Genomic DNA, 15,501 nt, shown 5'->3' on the forward strand with positions numbered 1-15,501 from the left:
CCTCAATTGCGCAGGACAGCACTCCGCCCGGCGAGGCGCGGACATAGCCGGCTCCGACCCGATGAGAACGCCATGATGAACAAGATCATCTCCGCGGCCGAGGCAGCGCGGTTCATTCCCGACGGAGCGGTTCTGGCGATCGGCTCGTCGGCGGGACTCAACTGCCCCGACCACATGCTGAAGGCGGTCGGCGAACGCTTCGCCGGGGAGGGGCATCCGCGGAACCTGACGGTGTTCTCGCCGATCGCGGCCGGCGACATGTATGGCGTCAAGGGTATCGACCATCTCGCGCGCCAGGGCCTGCTCGACACCATCCTCGCCGGCTCCTTTCCGAGCGGGCCGTCCTCGCTGCCGTCGCCGGCGATCTGGGAGATGATCGAGCGCGACGAGGTTGCTGCCTATAATCTGCCGTCAGGCGTGATGTACGACATGGCCCGCGACGCGGCGGCCAAGCGTCCGGGCGTGCTGACCAAGGTCGGCCTCGACACCTTCGTCGATCCGCGCCTCAACGGCGGCAAGATGAACGCGGCCGCGGCGAAGCGCGGCGAGGTGGTGCAGGTCGTCGAGTTCGCTGGCGAAACCTGGCTGCATTTCCCCAATCATTTCCCGCAGGTCGCGATCATTCGCGGGACGACGGCCGATGAGCGCGGCAACATCTCGATGGAGCAGGAGGGGGCCGTGCTCGGCATGGTCGACCTCGCACTCGCCGCGCGCAATTCGGGCGGGATCGTCATCTGCCAGGTGAAGCGGACCACCGCCGCAGGAACGATCCCGGCCCATAAGGTCCATATTCCCTCGACGCTGGTCGACTACGTTGTCGTCGACCCCGACCAGGCTCAAGCGACGGAGATCCTCTACGATCCCGCGATCAGCGGCGAAGTCCGCCGCCCGATCAGCAGCTTCAAGCCAGAGCCCTTCAGCGTCGACAAGGTGATCGCGCGCCGCGCCGCGATGGAGCTGACGGATGACGGGGCGGTCAATCTCGGCTTCGGGATCTCGGCGCTGGTGCCGCAGATCCTGATCGAGGAGGGCCAGGCCGAGGCCGTGACCTGGGTGATCGAGCAGGGTGCCGTCGGCGGCATTCCCTTGACCGGCTTCGCCTTCGGTTGCGCCGCCAATGCGCAGGCGATCTTCCCGACGCCGCAGCAATTCACCTATTTCCAGGGCGGCGGCTTTGACTGCTCACTGCTCTCCTTCCTCGAGGTCGACGCCTTCGGCAGCGTGAATGTCTCGCGATTGCCGTCACGGCCTTATCTCACCGCCGGCTGCGGCGGCTTCGTCGACATCACGACGCGGGCGCGCAAGATCGTCTTCAGCGGCTATTTCACGGCGGGCGGCTTGCAGGTGGCGGCCGAGGATGGCGGTTTGCGCATCCGGCGGGACGGCAAGATTTCCAAATTCGTGCCTGAGGTCGGCCATGTCACCTTCAGCGGCCGCAATGCCGTCGCAAGGGGGCAGGACATCACCTATGTCACTGAGCGCTGCGTCCTCAAGCTGCGGCGCGAGGGCTTGACCGTGGTGGAGGTCGCGCCGGGCGTCGATCTCGAACGCGACGTTCTCGCCCGGGCGGGCACGCCGCTGCAGGTGGCGAGCGATCTCAAGCTGATGGATGCGCGATTGTTCCGGCCGGAGCCGATCGGACTCAGCCTGGCCCGCAAGCCGGCCCCGGCGATTCGTGCCGGCCTTCAGGCAGCGTGAGGGTCGAATGATGACTGACAGCCTCCTGAAGAACGACGTTTTCGACGCGGTGCTGGCTGCGCCCGGCGTCGTGCTGATCCGCATCATCTCCAAGCCGCTCGGTGTGTTCACCATCGCGGCGCGGCGAGCGTTGACTGCCTTTCTGGAAAGCGCGCAGCGTGATCATGGCGCGCGCTGCGTCGTGCTGATAGGCAGCGGGCAGGCCTTCTCCGTCGGTTCCAATATCCGCGAATTCGAGGCTACGGCCGCCTGGATCGAAGAGGCGCGACTGGTGGAGACGAAGCTGAACGAGACCATCGAGCGCGGCCCGGTGCCGGTGATCGCCGCCTGCAACGGGCATACGCTGGGCGGCGGCATGGTCCTGGCGCTGGCCTGCGATTTCCGCATCGCCGGTCGCAGCGCCAGCTTCGGCGTTCCCGAGGTCAAGCTCGGCGCGATGGCGACCGCGACGGGGACGCAGCGTCTGCCGATGCTGGTCGGGCGTGGCCAGGCGCTGCGCCTGATGCTGACGGGGCAGACGATCGGCGCGGAAGAGGCCTATCGGATCGGGCTGGTCGAGGAGCTCGTTGGGGATGATGAGCTTGAAGCCCGGGCGCTCGCGGTTGCGGGGCTGATCGCCAGCCAGTCGCCCAAGGCGGTCGCGGCTTCCAGGCGCAGCGTCTCTGTCGGCCTGCGCAACGGCTATCAGGCCGGACTTCTGATGGAGGAGGAGATCACCGTGCCGCTCGGACTCTCCAACGATGCCATTGAAGGCAAGGCCGCCTTCATCGAGAAGCGGCCGCCGCGCTTCGTTTAGGGCAGGGAGCCTAGCGGGAAATGAACCTTGCGATTTCGAGGGCTCTGATTTGATCACCTATGCACCGTCATTCCGGATCTCCGCTTCGTTGCGTCCGGAATGACGATGCGGGTGATGGCGAGCGATCGGAGGTCCTTGATATCGCTCGATGCATTTCAGGTCGGCCTCTCAGGATGAGGGCCGAGGTCGGCAAGCCGTCTCTTGGATTGGCCGCTCCTGGATTGGCTGCGCCCCTCCTTTTCCGATGACGGCATGATGACGGAACGCCACGGCCTTGCGCCCTTGTCCCTCGATCGCTGCGCGATCAACACGGCGACGCTCGGGCATCGCCTGCCGATCGAGGAGGTCGTCGATCTCGTTGCGCGCTTCGGCTTCGGGGCGATCGCGCCCTGGCGGCGTGATCTCGACGGGCGCAATATTTCCGCCATTGCAAGGCGTATCCGAGAGGCCGGCCTTGTGCTCAGCGGCTATTGCCGCAGCACCTATGTCCCGGCGGTGACGCCGGCGCTGTTCAAGGCGAATGTCGAGGATAATCTGCGCGCGCTGAACGATGCGGCCCTGCTCGGAGCGCCCTGTTTCGTGCTCGTGGTCGGCAGCCTTCCAGCCGGCGAGCGGGATCTCGATGCTGCTCGCGCACAGGTCACCGAAGGGCTGGCGCTGCTCCTCGAACAGGCCCGCACTTGCGGTGTCGCCCTGGCGCTGGAGCCGCTGCATCCGATGTATGCCGGCGACCGCTCCTGCGTGACGAGCCTGGCGGAAGCGCTCGCCATCTGCGAGGCGCTCGATCCCGAGCGGCGCGGCGGCATCGGGATCGCCATCGACGTCTATCACGTCTGGTGGGATGCGCTGCTGGCCGAGGGAATTCGCAAGGCCGGGGAGGCGGGCCGGATCAGCGCCTTCCATGTCTGCGACTGGCTGGTGCCGACGCGCGATCTCCTGCTCGATCGCGGCATGATGGGCGACGGCGTGATCGACATCGCAAGGATCCGGGGGCTGGTGGAGCAGGCGGGATATCGCGGCCCTGTCGAGACCGAGATCTTTTCGCGGGACTGGTGGGGGCGGCCCGAGAGCGAGATCCTGGCCATTTGCGTGGAACGATTGACGCGCTGCTGCTGACATCAGGGCGCGGGTGAGGGCATAACTCTCGTCCATCGGATCGTCATTGCGATGGGCAAGCTGAACGGAAAACGCGCCAGATGGTTGCCAGCCGAGGCTTCGCTGAATTCCTGCGCGAGCAGCTTGCGCCGCTCGGCCGCGTCACGCTGCGGCGCATGTTCGGCAAGACCGGTGTGTTCTGCGACCAGGTGATGTTCGCGGTGGTGGCGGAGGACACGCTCTTTTTCCGGGTCGACGATCACAACCGGGCGGAGTTCAAGGAAGCCGAAGCCTTTCCGCCGCTGAGCTATGAGAAGCAGGGGCAGGTCATAGACCTCTCCTTCTGGCGCGCGCCCGAGCGGCTGCTGGATGAGCCAGACGAGCTCGTCACCTGGGCGCGGTCGGCGCTGGCAGCGGCACGCCGGGTCGCAGTGAAGCGTGTGTCGCTGCAACGGGCGTGACCCTGGATCGACCGCCGTCAAGCGTCCCGTTGCCCTTGCGCGAGCCCCCCGTGACAGGCTCGGCGCCGCGCGTTCCGCGCAGGTCGGTGTCGTGATTTTGCCGGCTTGTTTCATGTCGTGACATCCACCATGACGAACACGTCCGGGCCGTTGCGACAAAACGCCCCGGCAACGACATGAGAACACGGCGATGAATCTCAATAGTCCGGTCGGCGTCTCGCAGCGCGCCGCCATGCCCGTGCTGATCGCGCTCAGCACGACCCATCTGCTCAACGACATGATGCAGTCGCTGATCCCGGCGATCTACCCGATCATCAAGGCCGCCTATGCGCTGGATTTCGGGCAGATCGGGATGATCACCCTGACCTTCCAGATCGCGGCGTCGCTGCTGCAGCCGCTCGTCGGATCCTATACCGACAAGCACCCGATGCCCTATTCGATGGTCGTCGGCATGGGCTTCACGCTCGCCGGGCTGATCGGGCTCGCCTATGCCGGCAGCTATCCGCTGCTTTTGCTGGCGGCGGCCTGCGTCGGCATCGGCTCGTCGATCTTCCATCCTGAGGCGACGCGGATGGCGCGCAGCGCGTCCGGCGGGCAGCACGGGCTGGCGCAGGGCATCTTCCAGCTCGGCGGGCAGACGGGAGGCGCGCTCGGGCCGCTGCTGGCGGCGTTCGTGATCGTGCCGCGCGGCCAGACCAGCCTCGCCTGGTTCTCGGCCGCGGCGCTCCTCGCGATGATTCTGATGACCTGGACCGCCGGGCGCCATGCTCAGTTGCGGCGCCAGCAGGCGGCCGCTCCGGTCGCGGTCAAGCTGGCGTCGGTGGCCCGGTCGCCGACCCGCCGCGTCGCGAGCGTCGTCCTGCCGATCGCGATCCTGGTCATCCTGCTGTTTTCCAAGAACGCCTATTCGCAGAGCTTCAGCTCGTTCTACACTTTCTACCTGATCGGGAAATTCGGCGTTTCCGTGCAGACCTCCCAGGTGATGCTGTTCCTCTTCCTGGTGGCCTCGGCGGCCGGGGCGGTCGGCGGCGGCATCCTGGGCGACAAGATCGGCCGCAACAAGATCATCTGGTTCTCGATCCTGGGGGCGCTGCCCTTCACGCTGATGCTGCCTTTCGCCAACCTGTTCTGGACCGGCGCGCTGACGGTGGTGATCAACCTGATCATGTCGAGCGCCTTTGCTGCGATCCTGATCTACGCGATGGAGCTTTTGCCCGGCCGCGTCGGATTGATCGGCGGCCTGTTCTACGGGCTGTCCTTCGGTCTCGGCGGGGTCGCCGCCGCCATGCTGGGCGAACTCGCCGACTGGGTCGGCATCGAGACCGTCTACCGGGTCTGCGCGTTCCTGCCGGCGATCGGCCTGCTGGCCTGGTTCCTGCCGAAGATGACGGAGCATCCGGCGCGATAAGCCCGCTGCTCCGTCGGGATTGGCGCGCGGCCGCGCCGGCAGGCACGACCGAAACGGCAAAGCCTGTTGACAAACAGTCCTCACACTCGAATTATTCCACTATAGCGGAATTCCGGGGGGCTTGATGAACATCCGAGACCGGCCCGGCGCTGCCAGGGTTCCACGCCACGCCGCTGCGACGGCATGAACTATCGCTGGAACTGGTCCATCCTGCTGCAGGAGCCCTATACGGAGTGGCTCTGGAGCGGCTTGCAATGGACCGTTGCGATCAGCCTCGCCAGCTGGGCTCTGGCGCTCTCGGTCGGCCTCGTCGTCGGCGTGGTCCGCAGCCTGCCGAGCGGCATTCTTCGGGTGATTGCCGGGATCTATATCGACGTCTTCCGCAACATCCCGCCGCTGGTCCAGCTCTTCCTGTGGTATTTCGTCCTGCCCGAGATCGTGCCCGAGACCATCGGACTCTGGATCAAGCGGGATCTGCCCTATCCTGAATTCGTCACCGCCGTGGTCGCGATCGGGCTGTTTGCTGGTTCGCGCGTCGCCGAACAGGTCCGTGCGGGCATCGAGGCCGTCGGCAATCATCTGATGCCGGCGGCGCTGGCGACGGGCTTGCGTCCGATGCAGGCATTCCGGTTGGTCGTGGTGCCGCTGGGCCTGCGCGCCATCGTCGGACCGCTGACCTCGGAGTTCCTGGTCACGGTCAAATTGTCGTCGCTGAGCCTGACGATCGGCGTGCTCGAGCTGACGGCGCAGAGCCGCCATATCGAGAACTACACCTTCCAGGGCCTGGAAGCGTTCACCGTGGCCACCATCGGCTATCTCCTGATTGGGCTCTGCGTCACCGGCCTGATGCGACTGATCGACGACAGGGTCGGCGGCGCCGCCCTGCGCAAGGCAGGCTCATGAGCGATTTCGACTGGGGCGTCATCGCAAGATCATGGAGCTTCCTGGCCGAGGGCATGGCGCTCAGCGCCTTGCTGGTCGCGGTCGCGACCATCGGCGGATTGGTCATCGGCTTTGGCCTTGCCTTGATGCGACTGTCATCGAACCGGCTGATTGCAGGGCCGGCCGCGGCTTATGTCACGGTGATGCGCTCGCTGCCGCTCGTCTTGGTGCTGTTCTGGTTTTATTTCCTGGTACCGCTGGCGATCGGCCGGCCGATCGGCTCGCTCGCCTCGGCGCTGATCGCCTTCGTGATGTTCGAGGCGGCGTTCTACTGCGAGATCATCCGCGCCGGCATCAACAATGTCCGCCAGGGCCAGACCGAGGCCGGGCTGGCGACGGGCCTGCGGCGCTCGCAGGTGATGCGCCATATCGTCATGCCGCAGGCGCTGAAGGCGATGACGCCGCTGGTGCTGAACCAGATCATCATCGTCTTTCAGGACACCTCGCTCGTCTATGTCGTGGCGCTGCACGACTTCCTGACGACGGCGAGCATCGTGGCCGCACGCGATGGGCGGCCGACGGAAATGTATACGCTCGTCGCCGTGGTCTACCTGATCATCTGCCTGTCATCGACCAAGGCGCTGGAATTCTACCGGAAAGGCCGCGCGGGATGATCCTTCTCGAGGACGTGCACAAATCCTATGGCAAGCAGAAGATCCTGCGCGGCTGCTCGGCTTCGGTGAAGCTCGGCGAGGTCGTGGTGGTCTGCGGCCCGTCGGGCTCCGGCAAGAGCACGCTGATCAAATGCGTCAACGGTCTCGTGCCGTTCGAGCAGGGCTCGATCACGGTCGATGGCGTCTCGGTCTCGGACAAGAAGACCGATCTGCCGATGCTGCGTGCGCGGATCGGCATGGTCTTCCAGAATTTCGAGCTCTACCCGCATATGACCGCGCTCGAGAATGTCAGCCTGGCGCAGATCCATGTGCTGAAGCGCTCGCGGGCCGAGGCCGACGCCCGCTCGGAGAAGCTCCTCGCGCGGGTCGGGCTCGGCGGCAAGCTGGCGAGCCGCCCAAGCCAGCTCTCGGGCGGCCAGCAGCAGCGTGTCTCGATCGCGCGCGCTCTGGCGATGGACCCCAAGGCGATGCTGTTTGACGAGCCGACCTCCGCGCTCGACCCCGAGATGATCAACGAGGTGCTGGAGGTTATGCAGGCGCTGGCGCTGGAAGGCATGACCATGATGGTGGTGACGCATGAGATGGGCTTCGCCCAGCGCGTCGCCGACCGGGTGCTGTTCATGGATGGCGGCGAGATCCTCGAGGACACGCCCAAGGCGCAGTTCTTCACCGACCCTGCGACGGAGCGCGCCAAGCAGTTCCTGACCAAGGTCCTGACGCATTAGCGCATCGCCATGACCGAGCTCAGCGCCCCGCAGATCGGCCCGATCATCCAGCGCCAGCGCAAGGCGCGCGGGCTGACGCTGCAGCAGCTTTCAGGCCTATCGGGCGTGTCGAAGTCGATGCTGTCGCAGATTGAGCGCGGGCAGGCCAATCCGACCTTCGCCGTGCTGTGGAGCCTGACGCAGGGGCTGAAGATCGATTTCGCGGCGCTGCTGCAAGGCGGGCAGGCGGTGCCGAGCGATACGACGATCGAGATCGTTCCGTCCGAGCACACGCCGGAGATCCGCAGCGCCGACGGCTCCTGCCGGCTGCGCATCCTCAGCCCTCCAAGCCTGGCGGGCACGACCGAATGGTACGATGTCGAGATCGCCGGTGGCGGCAGGCTCGACAGCGCGCCACATGCAGCGGGTGCCTGCGAGCACTTCACGGCGCTGTCGGGGCAGTTCCTGATCACGAGCGGCGCATCGACCTATCCGGTCAAGGCGGGCGAGACGGCGCGCTATCCCGTCGACGTTGCCCATTCCATCAGCAATGCCTCGCACCGGCCGGCCCGCGGCCTGATGGTGCTGCTCTACGGCAAAACCGGGCAGGGCAGGCCAGCTTGACTCATTTCCGCTATAACGGATCATCTCTTCAACCGGAGATGCCCGCACTGCCCAAACTATTCACGGCCGCGCAGCTTCGTTGCGGCCGTTCTTCCCCTCAGGATCGAGCAAAGGCATCTTTCCCATGCGCGTAAGCATTCTTGGCGCTGGCGGCGCGGCCTATGGCGCCGCCGCCCAGCTCTTCGTCGGCGGTCACGACCCCATGCTGTGGTCGCCGTCGGGCCAGAGCACGCGCGAGCTAGCGGCCGGCGCCCCGCTGCTTGCGACGACCGCGATCGAGACAAGCTTTCAGCCCCGGATCGCATCCAGCGCCAAGGAGGCGGTGACCGAGTCGGACGTGGTGATGCTGGTGATGCCGGGCAATGCCCATAAGATGGCGCTGGAGGCCACGGCCGCGCATCTGCGCGAGGGGCAGCCGGTCATCATCAGCTCGCATGCCTCGTTCGGCGCGCTCTATCTCTCGCAGCTGCTCGCTGCTCGCGGCGTGCGCGCGCCGATCATCGCCTGGGGCACGACGCTGACGACCGGCCGCAAGACCAGCCCAACCAAGGTCGGCGTCAATTCGCTGCGCTCCAAGATCGATATCGCGACCGTGCCCGAAGCGGGCCTCGATGAGGGCCATGCGCTTTGCACGGCCCTGTTCGGCGAGCGTTTCGTCAAGCGCGACGGGCTCCTGGCGATCGCGCTCAGCAACCTCAATCCGCAGAACCATCTTGCGATTGCGCTGTTCAACCTGACGCGGATGGAGCGCGGCGAGAGCTGGGGCCAGGCCGAGAATGTCACTCCCGCGGTGGGCCGCGTGATGGAGGCGCTCGACGCCGAGCGGCTGGCGATCGCCGAAGCCTTCGGGCTTTCGGTGCGCACGATCAAGGAGCACTATGCCTTCTCCTATCAATTGCCCGTCGCCAGCATCGCGGAGATGAACGCCGATCTTCATGGCCAGGGGCGCGGCGGCTTCGGCCCGACGACGCTGGAGAGCCGCTATGTGCTGGAGGACGCGCCCTTCGGCCTGTTGCCGACGGTTCTGCTCGGCCGGCTTGTGGGCCGCCCGGCGGTGCTGCATGAGGCCGGGTTGACCATGCTTTCGGGCGCCTATGGCCGTGATTTTGCTGATGACAACGACCTGCTGCCGTCTCTCGATTTCGCGCAGATGACGCGCGAGGAGCTGCAAGAACGGGCGCGCCTTGGATTTTGACGGCTCCCCGCCGGGCGGGCGGGGCGACAAACTGAACGATCACGGCAAACGGGAGAAGACCATGCGGGAGAAAACCATGCGACTGAACCTTGTCACCGTCACAAGCGCGCTGTTGGCGCTCGGCATGGCGGCCTCCGCCCAGGCGCAAGAGGTCGATGCGATCGTCAAGAAGTTGCGCGACACCAAGACGATCACCATGGGCATCCGCGAGACGCTCTACCCTTACGGCTATCTCGACAATGACAAGAAGCCGGCCGGCTACGCGGTCGAGTTCTGCCAGCGCATCATCGAGGAGATCAAGGCCGAGCTGAAGCTGCCGGAGATCCAGGTCAAATACGTGCCGGTCAACATCCAGAACCGTCAGGCGCTGGTCGCCAACGGCACGGTCGACCTCGAATGCGGCGGCACGGTCAATACCTTCGGCCGCAACAAGCAAGTCGATTTCTCCTCCGTCTCCTATGTCTCGACGAGCCAGCTTCTGGTTCTCAAGGCCTCGGGCATCACCAAATACGAGGATCTGAACGGCAAGGTCGTGGCCGTCGCCACCGGCGGCAGCAGCGAACCGGACCTGAAGAAGCTCATTGCCGACAAGAAGCTCAATATCCGCATCCAGAACGTCGACGATCATGCGGCTGCGCTGATCTCGGTCGAGACCCGGCGCGCGGACGCCTATTTCAGCGACAACGGGGCGTTCTACAGCCTGATCCGGCAGTCGAAGAACCCTGACGCCTTGACCATCGTGGGCGAGGAATACGGCTATGCGCCGCAAGGCTTCATGGTGCCCAAGCTCAATCCGACGATCCTGTGGATCGTCAACCACGCCATGGGCAAGATGTTCAAATCCGGTGAGGCCGAGGCCCTGTTCGACAAATGGTTCGGGCCGTTCGGCGCCAAGGTCGGGCCGAGGCTGCGGGCGGCCTGGGCGACGCAATCCTACGCTGAATGAGGACCACGGACCGGTGGGAGAGGTGGCGTTCCAGCGCCTCTCCCGCCGGTCCGGGCACGATTGGCGCCGTTACAGCATGAGGCTCTTTCTTGGAACCGCGTGTCATTCCGGGCTCGACCCTGCGGGTCGCCCCGGAATGACGCTGTGGTTCCCATTCAAATCATGAGCCCCTAGCGCTTGCCCATCTCGATGTCGGGCATGGTCGGCGGCGTGCGGCGCTCGCTTTCGACGATGGCCGGCGAAGGGTTGCGCGACATGCGCAGGGCGAGATAGGCGGCCGTCGCGATCGACAGCACGACGAGATAGGCGAGCAAACCCTGCGGGCCCAGAAGCTGCATGAACAGCGTCGCCGCGAGCGGTCCGATGGCCGAGCCCACGCCCCAGAGAAAGAGCAGCCGGGCCGAAAGCCCGACCGCCTGCTCCTGCCCCAGGCGAAAATAGGCATGGGTGACGGCGACCGTATAGAGCGGGATGCTGCAGCCGCCGATCAGCATGAACAGGCCGAAGAGCCAGAGCCGGTCATGCGTCGAACCGAGATATAGCAGCACCCCGAGCAGGGTTGCCGCCAGGGTGACCGCGCTCGCGGCGGTCAGCATGATGACGCGGCTGGCGATGCGGTCTGCGAGCAGGCTCATCGGCCATTGCAGCAGGAGCGCGCCGATCTGGATCGCGGCGGTCAGCAGGATCGTCGCTCGCTGGTCGAGGCCGATCAGGATGCCGTAGGCAGGCGCGACATTGGTCAAGGGGCCGCCGATCAGGCCGACATAGAGGCAGCCGACGACGGCTGCCGGCGCGTGCCGCCACAAGGTCTTCAGCCTGACCGAGACGACCTCGCTCGATTCGGGGCCGCGAGCCCGGGTGAGCGCCACGGGAATCAGCGCGAAGGAGAACGCCATGCTGGCGTAGAGAAAGACGTCATGCGCCTGGATCGCGACATAGCCGACGCCGATCTGGGAGCCGATCAAGGCGAGGCGGTTGAGGATCTGGTAGATGCCGAAGATGCGGCCGCGATTGCTGCCCTTGGCCTGGCCGCTGATCCAGCTCTCGATGCAGATGCCGTGGCCGGCCGCCGACAGGCCCATGACGAGCCGCGACACGCCCCACAAGGCCTCGGGAATCATCGGAAAGCTCAAGGTCGAGGCGGCCTGAAGCGCGGCGAAGACGGCGAAGCCGCGAATATGGCCGATGCGGCGCACGAGCGTGGGAATCGCGAAGCAGCCGACGAGAAAGCCGATAGAATAGGCCGAGCCGACCAGACCGATCAGGAGCGGCGGCTGGCCTGCTATCGCCATCCGCAAAGGCACGACCGTGTTCACGATCGTGCCGGCCACCTGCAGGATCAACGCTCCCGCGACGATCGCGCCGAGCGCGGCGACCGAACCGCTATGGGCCTTTTCTGTCACGGCTCCGGATATCCAGGACGCTTCCTCCAGAAACCATCTGCCCGGCTTCCCGGGGAAAAGCCAGACGAAATATCCTTGCTCGCACAGATGCGAGCCGACTGCATTAAAGCGAGGCGCCGCCGCAGACGACGATCTGCTGTCCGGTGATGCTCGCTGCCGGGTCCGAGAGCAGGAAGCCGGTCAGGGCCGCGACCTCCTCGGGCTTCACCAGGCGGCCCATGGGCGGCATCTTGGGTGCGACGGAGGCGCGCTTGGGGTCCTTCAGCATCGGCGTATCGGTCGCGCCAGGTGCTACGACATTGACTGTGATCCGGCGTGGCGCGAGTTCGATCGCGAAGGAACGCGCCATGCCGACGAGCGCGGCCTTGGTCGCGGCATATTGCGCCCGTCCGGCCGAGCCCGCCGCCGTGCGGCTGCCGATCAGGACGATGCGGCCGCCATCGGGGAGGCGCGGTACGAGATGCTCGATCATCTGTTCGGCCGCATCGACGTGCAATCGCCACATCGCTCGGCCGTTTTCGGGGTCGAGCTGGCCGAGCGTGCCGACGCGCAGGATGCCGGCGGCATGGACCAGCGCATCGACCGGACCAAGGCACGCGAGGGCGGCGTCGAGCGCTGCCCTGTCGGTGATATCGACGGAGACGGCCGAAAAGCGTTCATGCCTCAGATCGGGCGCGCTGCGGCTGAAGCCGATGACGCTCCAGCCGAGATCGAGCAGATGGCGCACGGTCGCCGCGCCGATGCCGGAGCTGGCGCCGGTGACGAGCGCGCATTTCGCGCGCCCGTCCTGTGTCGAAAGCGCCGGCGTCATCCGGTGAAGGACCGCGCCTGCGCCTTGATCTTCTCGACGTCGAAGTCGTTGATCTTATCGATCAGGTCATTGGTGTAGATCTTTGTGAAATCAGCGATGGTCCAGTCGTTCATCTTCGCCTCGGTGACGAATTCGTCGACCCGGATGCTGCCCATCTTGGCGCCGGCATAGGGCGGCTCATAGAGCTTGATGCGCCGGCTGATCGCCTCCAGCACCGATTTCACCGCCTGCTCCTCGCTGGAGCCGCGCGGGGCGGTCTCGGGATAGAGCTTGAGGAAGGCTTTCGCGCCGGCCGAGGGGTTCTCCAGGATGAAGCGCGAGGCCTTGGCGGTCGAGCGGCCGAAGCCGATGAAGAGATCGCGCTCGGCCTGGATCCTCTGGCGCAGGCCCATCAGGAACTGGCCGCCGATCATCGGCAGGTTGCTGGGGCGCGGCAGCAGATCCAGCGGGATGCCGGCGCCGTCGATGATGCCAAAGCCGGTGTCGTAATAGGCAAGGGCGTCGATGGCGCCGCGCTGCAGGGCGACGCCGGCTGGAACGCCCGCGCCGACGGCCGTCCATTTCACATCCTTGTCAGGATCGACGCCGAGCGATTTCAGCACGTTGCGGGTGACCGGATATTCGGTGCCACCGAAATCGGAGACGCCAATGTTCTTGCCCTTGAGGTCGGTATAGGCCTTGGCGGTCGAGCCGGGCTTGACCGCGATGTCCCATTTATAGGGGTAGGTGTACTGGTAGAACCATTGCGAGTTGCCCCACTCATTGCGGGCCAGGATCGGTAGGGCGTAGGAGGGCACGCCGATGCCGACATCGACGTCGCCCTTATCGGTCGCGACCTGGACGTTGGCGTTGCCGCCGAGCGCCAACCCCTGGACCTTGAAGCCTTCCTCGGCATTGTAGCCGAGCGCCTCGCCGATCAGCAGATTGATGACGCTGGAGTTGAGCGATTTCAGCCCGACACCGACCTTTACGGTCCGCGTCGCCTGCGCGAAGGACGAGCGCGGTCCCAGCGCGAGGGCCGCAGCGAAGACGCTGCTGGCCTGAAGCCATTGCCTGCGATTGATCATGACGTTCTCCCAGGGTTGGTTGTTGGTTTTGCTTGGTTATTTCCGGCCGCGATCGCCCCAGTGGACGATTCTTTTTTCCAGTCCGCGGACGATGCCGTGGAGCAGGATTCCCATGGCGCCGAGGATGACGAGGGCGGCGAAGACGCCTGCCACATCGGTCACCGCCTGCGCCTGAGTGATGACGACGCCCATGCCCTGCTGGGCGCCGAGGAATTCCGCGACGATGGTGCCGAGCAGGGCGTAGACCACCGCCATGTCGAGCCCGGCGAAGATATAGGGCGCGGCATTGGGCAGCTTGACGATGCGATAGGTCTCGAAGCGCGTGGCCGAGAGCGAGCGCATCAGGTCGACGCGCTCGGGTTCGACGGCGCGCAGGCCGGTGAAGCTGTTGATCAGCATCGGGAAGAAGGCGAGCAATGCCGAGATCGCGATCTTGGAGCCGTCACCGAAGCCGAACCAGATCACGATCAAGGGCGCGATTGCGACCTTGGGCAGGCTCTGCAGCGCGAAGGCATAGGGCATGATCAACTTCTCGATCAGGCGGCTCTCGGCCATCAGCGAGCCGAGGGTCAGGCCAAGCCCCGAGCCGATCGCCAGTCCGATCGCGGCGTTCTTCAGCGTGCCCCAAAGCGGCAGGTAATAGCCGAGCGGGCTCGATGGGCTGACCGCGATGCCCGACCACAGCGCCTTCCACACCGCCAATGGCGTCGGCAGGATGTAGGAGGGCACTTCGAGATACTTCACCGCGAGCGCCCAGCCGCCGAACAGGACGACGAGGCCGATCAGTGTGATCGCGGTGCCGTTGACGCCCGTGCCGTCCTTGGCTTTGGCCTTGGGCTTCGGGGGCGCGCGCTCGATCGCGACGCTGTCTGCAATGATGGTGGTTTGCGCCTGGCTCATCACTCGTCTCCCTGCGCGTTGAGCAATCCGCGGATTTCCTTGGCCAGCGCCGGATAGGCGGGATGGCTGATGATGGTGTCGTTGCTGCGCGGGCGCGGGATCGGCACTTCGAGCTCGCGGATGACGCGGCCCGGCCGCGCCGACATCACGACGACGCGGTCGGCGAGGAAGATCGCCTCCGAGATCGAATGCGTGATCAGCATCACGGTCTTGCGGCTGGCCTGCCAGATCCGCTGCAGTTCGAGGTTCATGCGCTCGCGGGTCAATGCGTCGAGCGCGCCGAAAGGCTCGTCCATCAGCAGGACGCGGGGTGAGCGCACCAGGGCGCGGCAGATGCCGGCGCGCTGCTGCATTCCGCCGGAGAGCTCATAGGGGAAGCGCTCGCCGAAATCCTTGAGGCCGGCGACATCAAGCAACCGGTCGATGTCCTCTGCCTGCCCGACCTGCTTGCCGCCGACGCGCAGCGGCAAGGCGATGTTCTCGCGCACGGTCAGCCAGGGCAGAAGGTTTGCTGCCTGGAAGACGACGCCGACATCCCGCGAGGGGCCTGAGATCGTCTTGCCATCAAGCGCCGCCGTACCGGTGTCGTAATCGTCGAGCCCGGCGAGGATGCGCAGCAAGGTCGACTTGCCACAGCCCGAGGGGCCGACGACGCAGACGAACTCGCCATCCTTGATGTCGAGATCGATCGCCGACAGCGCATGCACGCTGCCACCGGCATAGGTCTTGTCGAGGCCGCGGATGTGGATGAGGTCGCGCTGCGACGCTGACGCCGGGTTCAGCGGGTGGACTTGAGCGAGTGCAGGCATCTGCGGTCTCCCTGTTCTTGGTCTTGCC

The 15,501-nt window shown here is 65.7% G+C and carries 16 protein-coding genes; 11 read left to right on the plus strand and 5 right to left on the minus strand.

Annotation, left to right across the window (positions count from 1 at the left end; all coding sequences use genetic code 11):
- Positions 1-75: 75 nt before the first annotated feature.
- The 11 genes from ACSQ3P_RS03695 (at position 76) to ACSQ3P_RS03745 (ending at position 10,483) form a co-directional block, all read left to right on the plus strand.
- Positions 76-1,698: an acyl CoA:acetate/3-ketoacid CoA transferase gene (locus ACSQ3P_RS03695; RefSeq protein ID WP_436165157.1), complete on the plus strand. Its 1,623-nt coding sequence runs from the start codon at positions 76-78 to the stop codon at positions 1,696-1,698.
- A 10-nt stretch (positions 1,699-1,708) separates the two neighbouring features.
- Positions 1,709-2,494, plus strand: coding sequence for an enoyl-CoA hydratase/isomerase family protein (locus ACSQ3P_RS03700; protein WP_436164280.1), 786 nt, complete (start codon positions 1,709-1,711; stop codon positions 2,492-2,494).
- Positions 2,495-2,746: 252 nt separating this feature from the next.
- Positions 2,747-3,610, plus strand: a complete 864-nt coding sequence (locus ACSQ3P_RS03705) for a sugar phosphate isomerase/epimerase family protein (protein WP_436164281.1) — start codon at positions 2,747-2,749, stop codon at positions 3,608-3,610.
- Positions 3,611-3,690: 80 nt separating this feature from the next.
- Positions 3,691-4,050: a TfoX/Sxy family protein gene (locus ACSQ3P_RS03710; RefSeq protein ID WP_436164282.1), complete on the plus strand. Its 360-nt coding sequence runs from the start codon at positions 3,691-3,693 to the stop codon at positions 4,048-4,050.
- A 190-nt stretch (positions 4,051-4,240) separates the two neighbouring features.
- Complete coding sequence (locus tag ACSQ3P_RS03715) at positions 4,241-5,458, plus strand: MFS transporter (protein WP_436164283.1); 1,218 nt, start codon at positions 4,241-4,243, stop codon at positions 5,456-5,458.
- 183 nt (positions 5,459-5,641) lie between these two features.
- Positions 5,642-6,361, plus strand: a complete 720-nt coding sequence (locus ACSQ3P_RS03720) for an amino acid ABC transporter permease (protein ID WP_436164284.1) — start codon at positions 5,642-5,644, stop codon at positions 6,359-6,361.
- Positions 6,358-7,014 carry an amino acid ABC transporter permease gene (locus ACSQ3P_RS03725; RefSeq protein ID WP_436164285.1) on the plus strand — a complete coding sequence of 219 codons (657 nt, stop codon included), beginning with the start codon at positions 6,358-6,360 and terminating at the stop codon, positions 7,012-7,014. Before ACSQ3P_RS03720 ends, ACSQ3P_RS03725 begins: the two co-directional genes overlap by 4 nt.
- Positions 7,011-7,739 (plus strand): amino acid ABC transporter ATP-binding protein, encoded by a 729-nt coding sequence (locus ACSQ3P_RS03730; RefSeq protein WP_436164286.1) that lies wholly within the window; start codon positions 7,011-7,013, stop codon positions 7,737-7,739. The genes ACSQ3P_RS03725 and ACSQ3P_RS03730 overlap by 4 nt, the downstream gene beginning before the upstream one ends.
- A gap of 9 nt (positions 7,740-7,748) precedes the next feature.
- Positions 7,749-8,342, plus strand: coding sequence for a helix-turn-helix domain-containing protein (locus ACSQ3P_RS03735; RefSeq protein ID WP_436164287.1), 594 nt, complete (start codon positions 7,749-7,751; stop codon positions 8,340-8,342).
- 124 nt (positions 8,343-8,466) lie between these two features.
- Complete coding sequence (locus ACSQ3P_RS03740) at positions 8,467-9,537, plus strand: NAD/NADP octopine/nopaline dehydrogenase family protein (RefSeq protein WP_436164288.1); 1,071 nt, start codon at positions 8,467-8,469, stop codon at positions 9,535-9,537.
- Positions 9,538-9,613: 76 nt separating this feature from the next.
- Complete coding sequence (locus ACSQ3P_RS03745; protein ID WP_436164289.1) at positions 9,614-10,483, plus strand: amino acid ABC transporter substrate-binding protein; 870 nt, start codon at positions 9,614-9,616, stop codon at positions 10,481-10,483.
- A 170-nt stretch (positions 10,484-10,653) separates the two neighbouring features.
- Here ACSQ3P_RS03745 and ACSQ3P_RS03750 read toward each other — a convergent pair whose 3' ends face one another.
- The 5 genes from ACSQ3P_RS03750 to ACSQ3P_RS03770 form a co-directional block, all read right to left on the minus strand.
- A complete protein-coding gene (locus ACSQ3P_RS03750; protein ID WP_436164290.1) occupies positions 10,654-11,886 on the minus strand; it encodes an MFS transporter in 1,233 nt (410 codons plus the stop codon).
- A gap of 103 nt (positions 11,887-11,989) precedes the next feature.
- Entirely contained in the window at positions 11,990-12,697 is a 708-nt protein-coding gene (locus ACSQ3P_RS03755) for an SDR family NAD(P)-dependent oxidoreductase (protein WP_436164291.1), read from the minus strand.
- The gene (locus ACSQ3P_RS03760; RefSeq protein WP_436164292.1) at positions 12,694-13,764 is read right to left on the minus strand and encodes an ABC transporter substrate-binding protein; all 1,071 of its coding nucleotides are present in this window, start codon (positions 13,762-13,764) and stop codon (positions 12,694-12,696) included. Before ACSQ3P_RS03760 ends, ACSQ3P_RS03755 begins: the two co-directional genes overlap by 4 nt.
- Positions 13,765-13,800: 36 nt before the next feature.
- Positions 13,801-14,664, minus strand: a complete 864-nt coding sequence (locus tag ACSQ3P_RS03765; protein ID WP_436164293.1) for an ABC transporter permease — start codon at positions 14,662-14,664, stop codon at positions 13,801-13,803.
- Positions 14,664-15,473, minus strand: coding sequence for an ABC transporter ATP-binding protein (locus ACSQ3P_RS03770; protein WP_436164294.1), 810 nt, complete (start codon positions 15,471-15,473; stop codon positions 14,664-14,666). The genes ACSQ3P_RS03765 and ACSQ3P_RS03770 overlap by 1 nt, the downstream gene beginning before the upstream one ends.
- Positions 15,474-15,501 lie beyond the last annotated feature (28 nt).

This window comes from Allobosea sp. LjRoot9, assembly GCF_964252745.1.
Classification (GTDB): Bacteria; Pseudomonadota; Alphaproteobacteria; order Rhizobiales; family Beijerinckiaceae; genus Allobosea.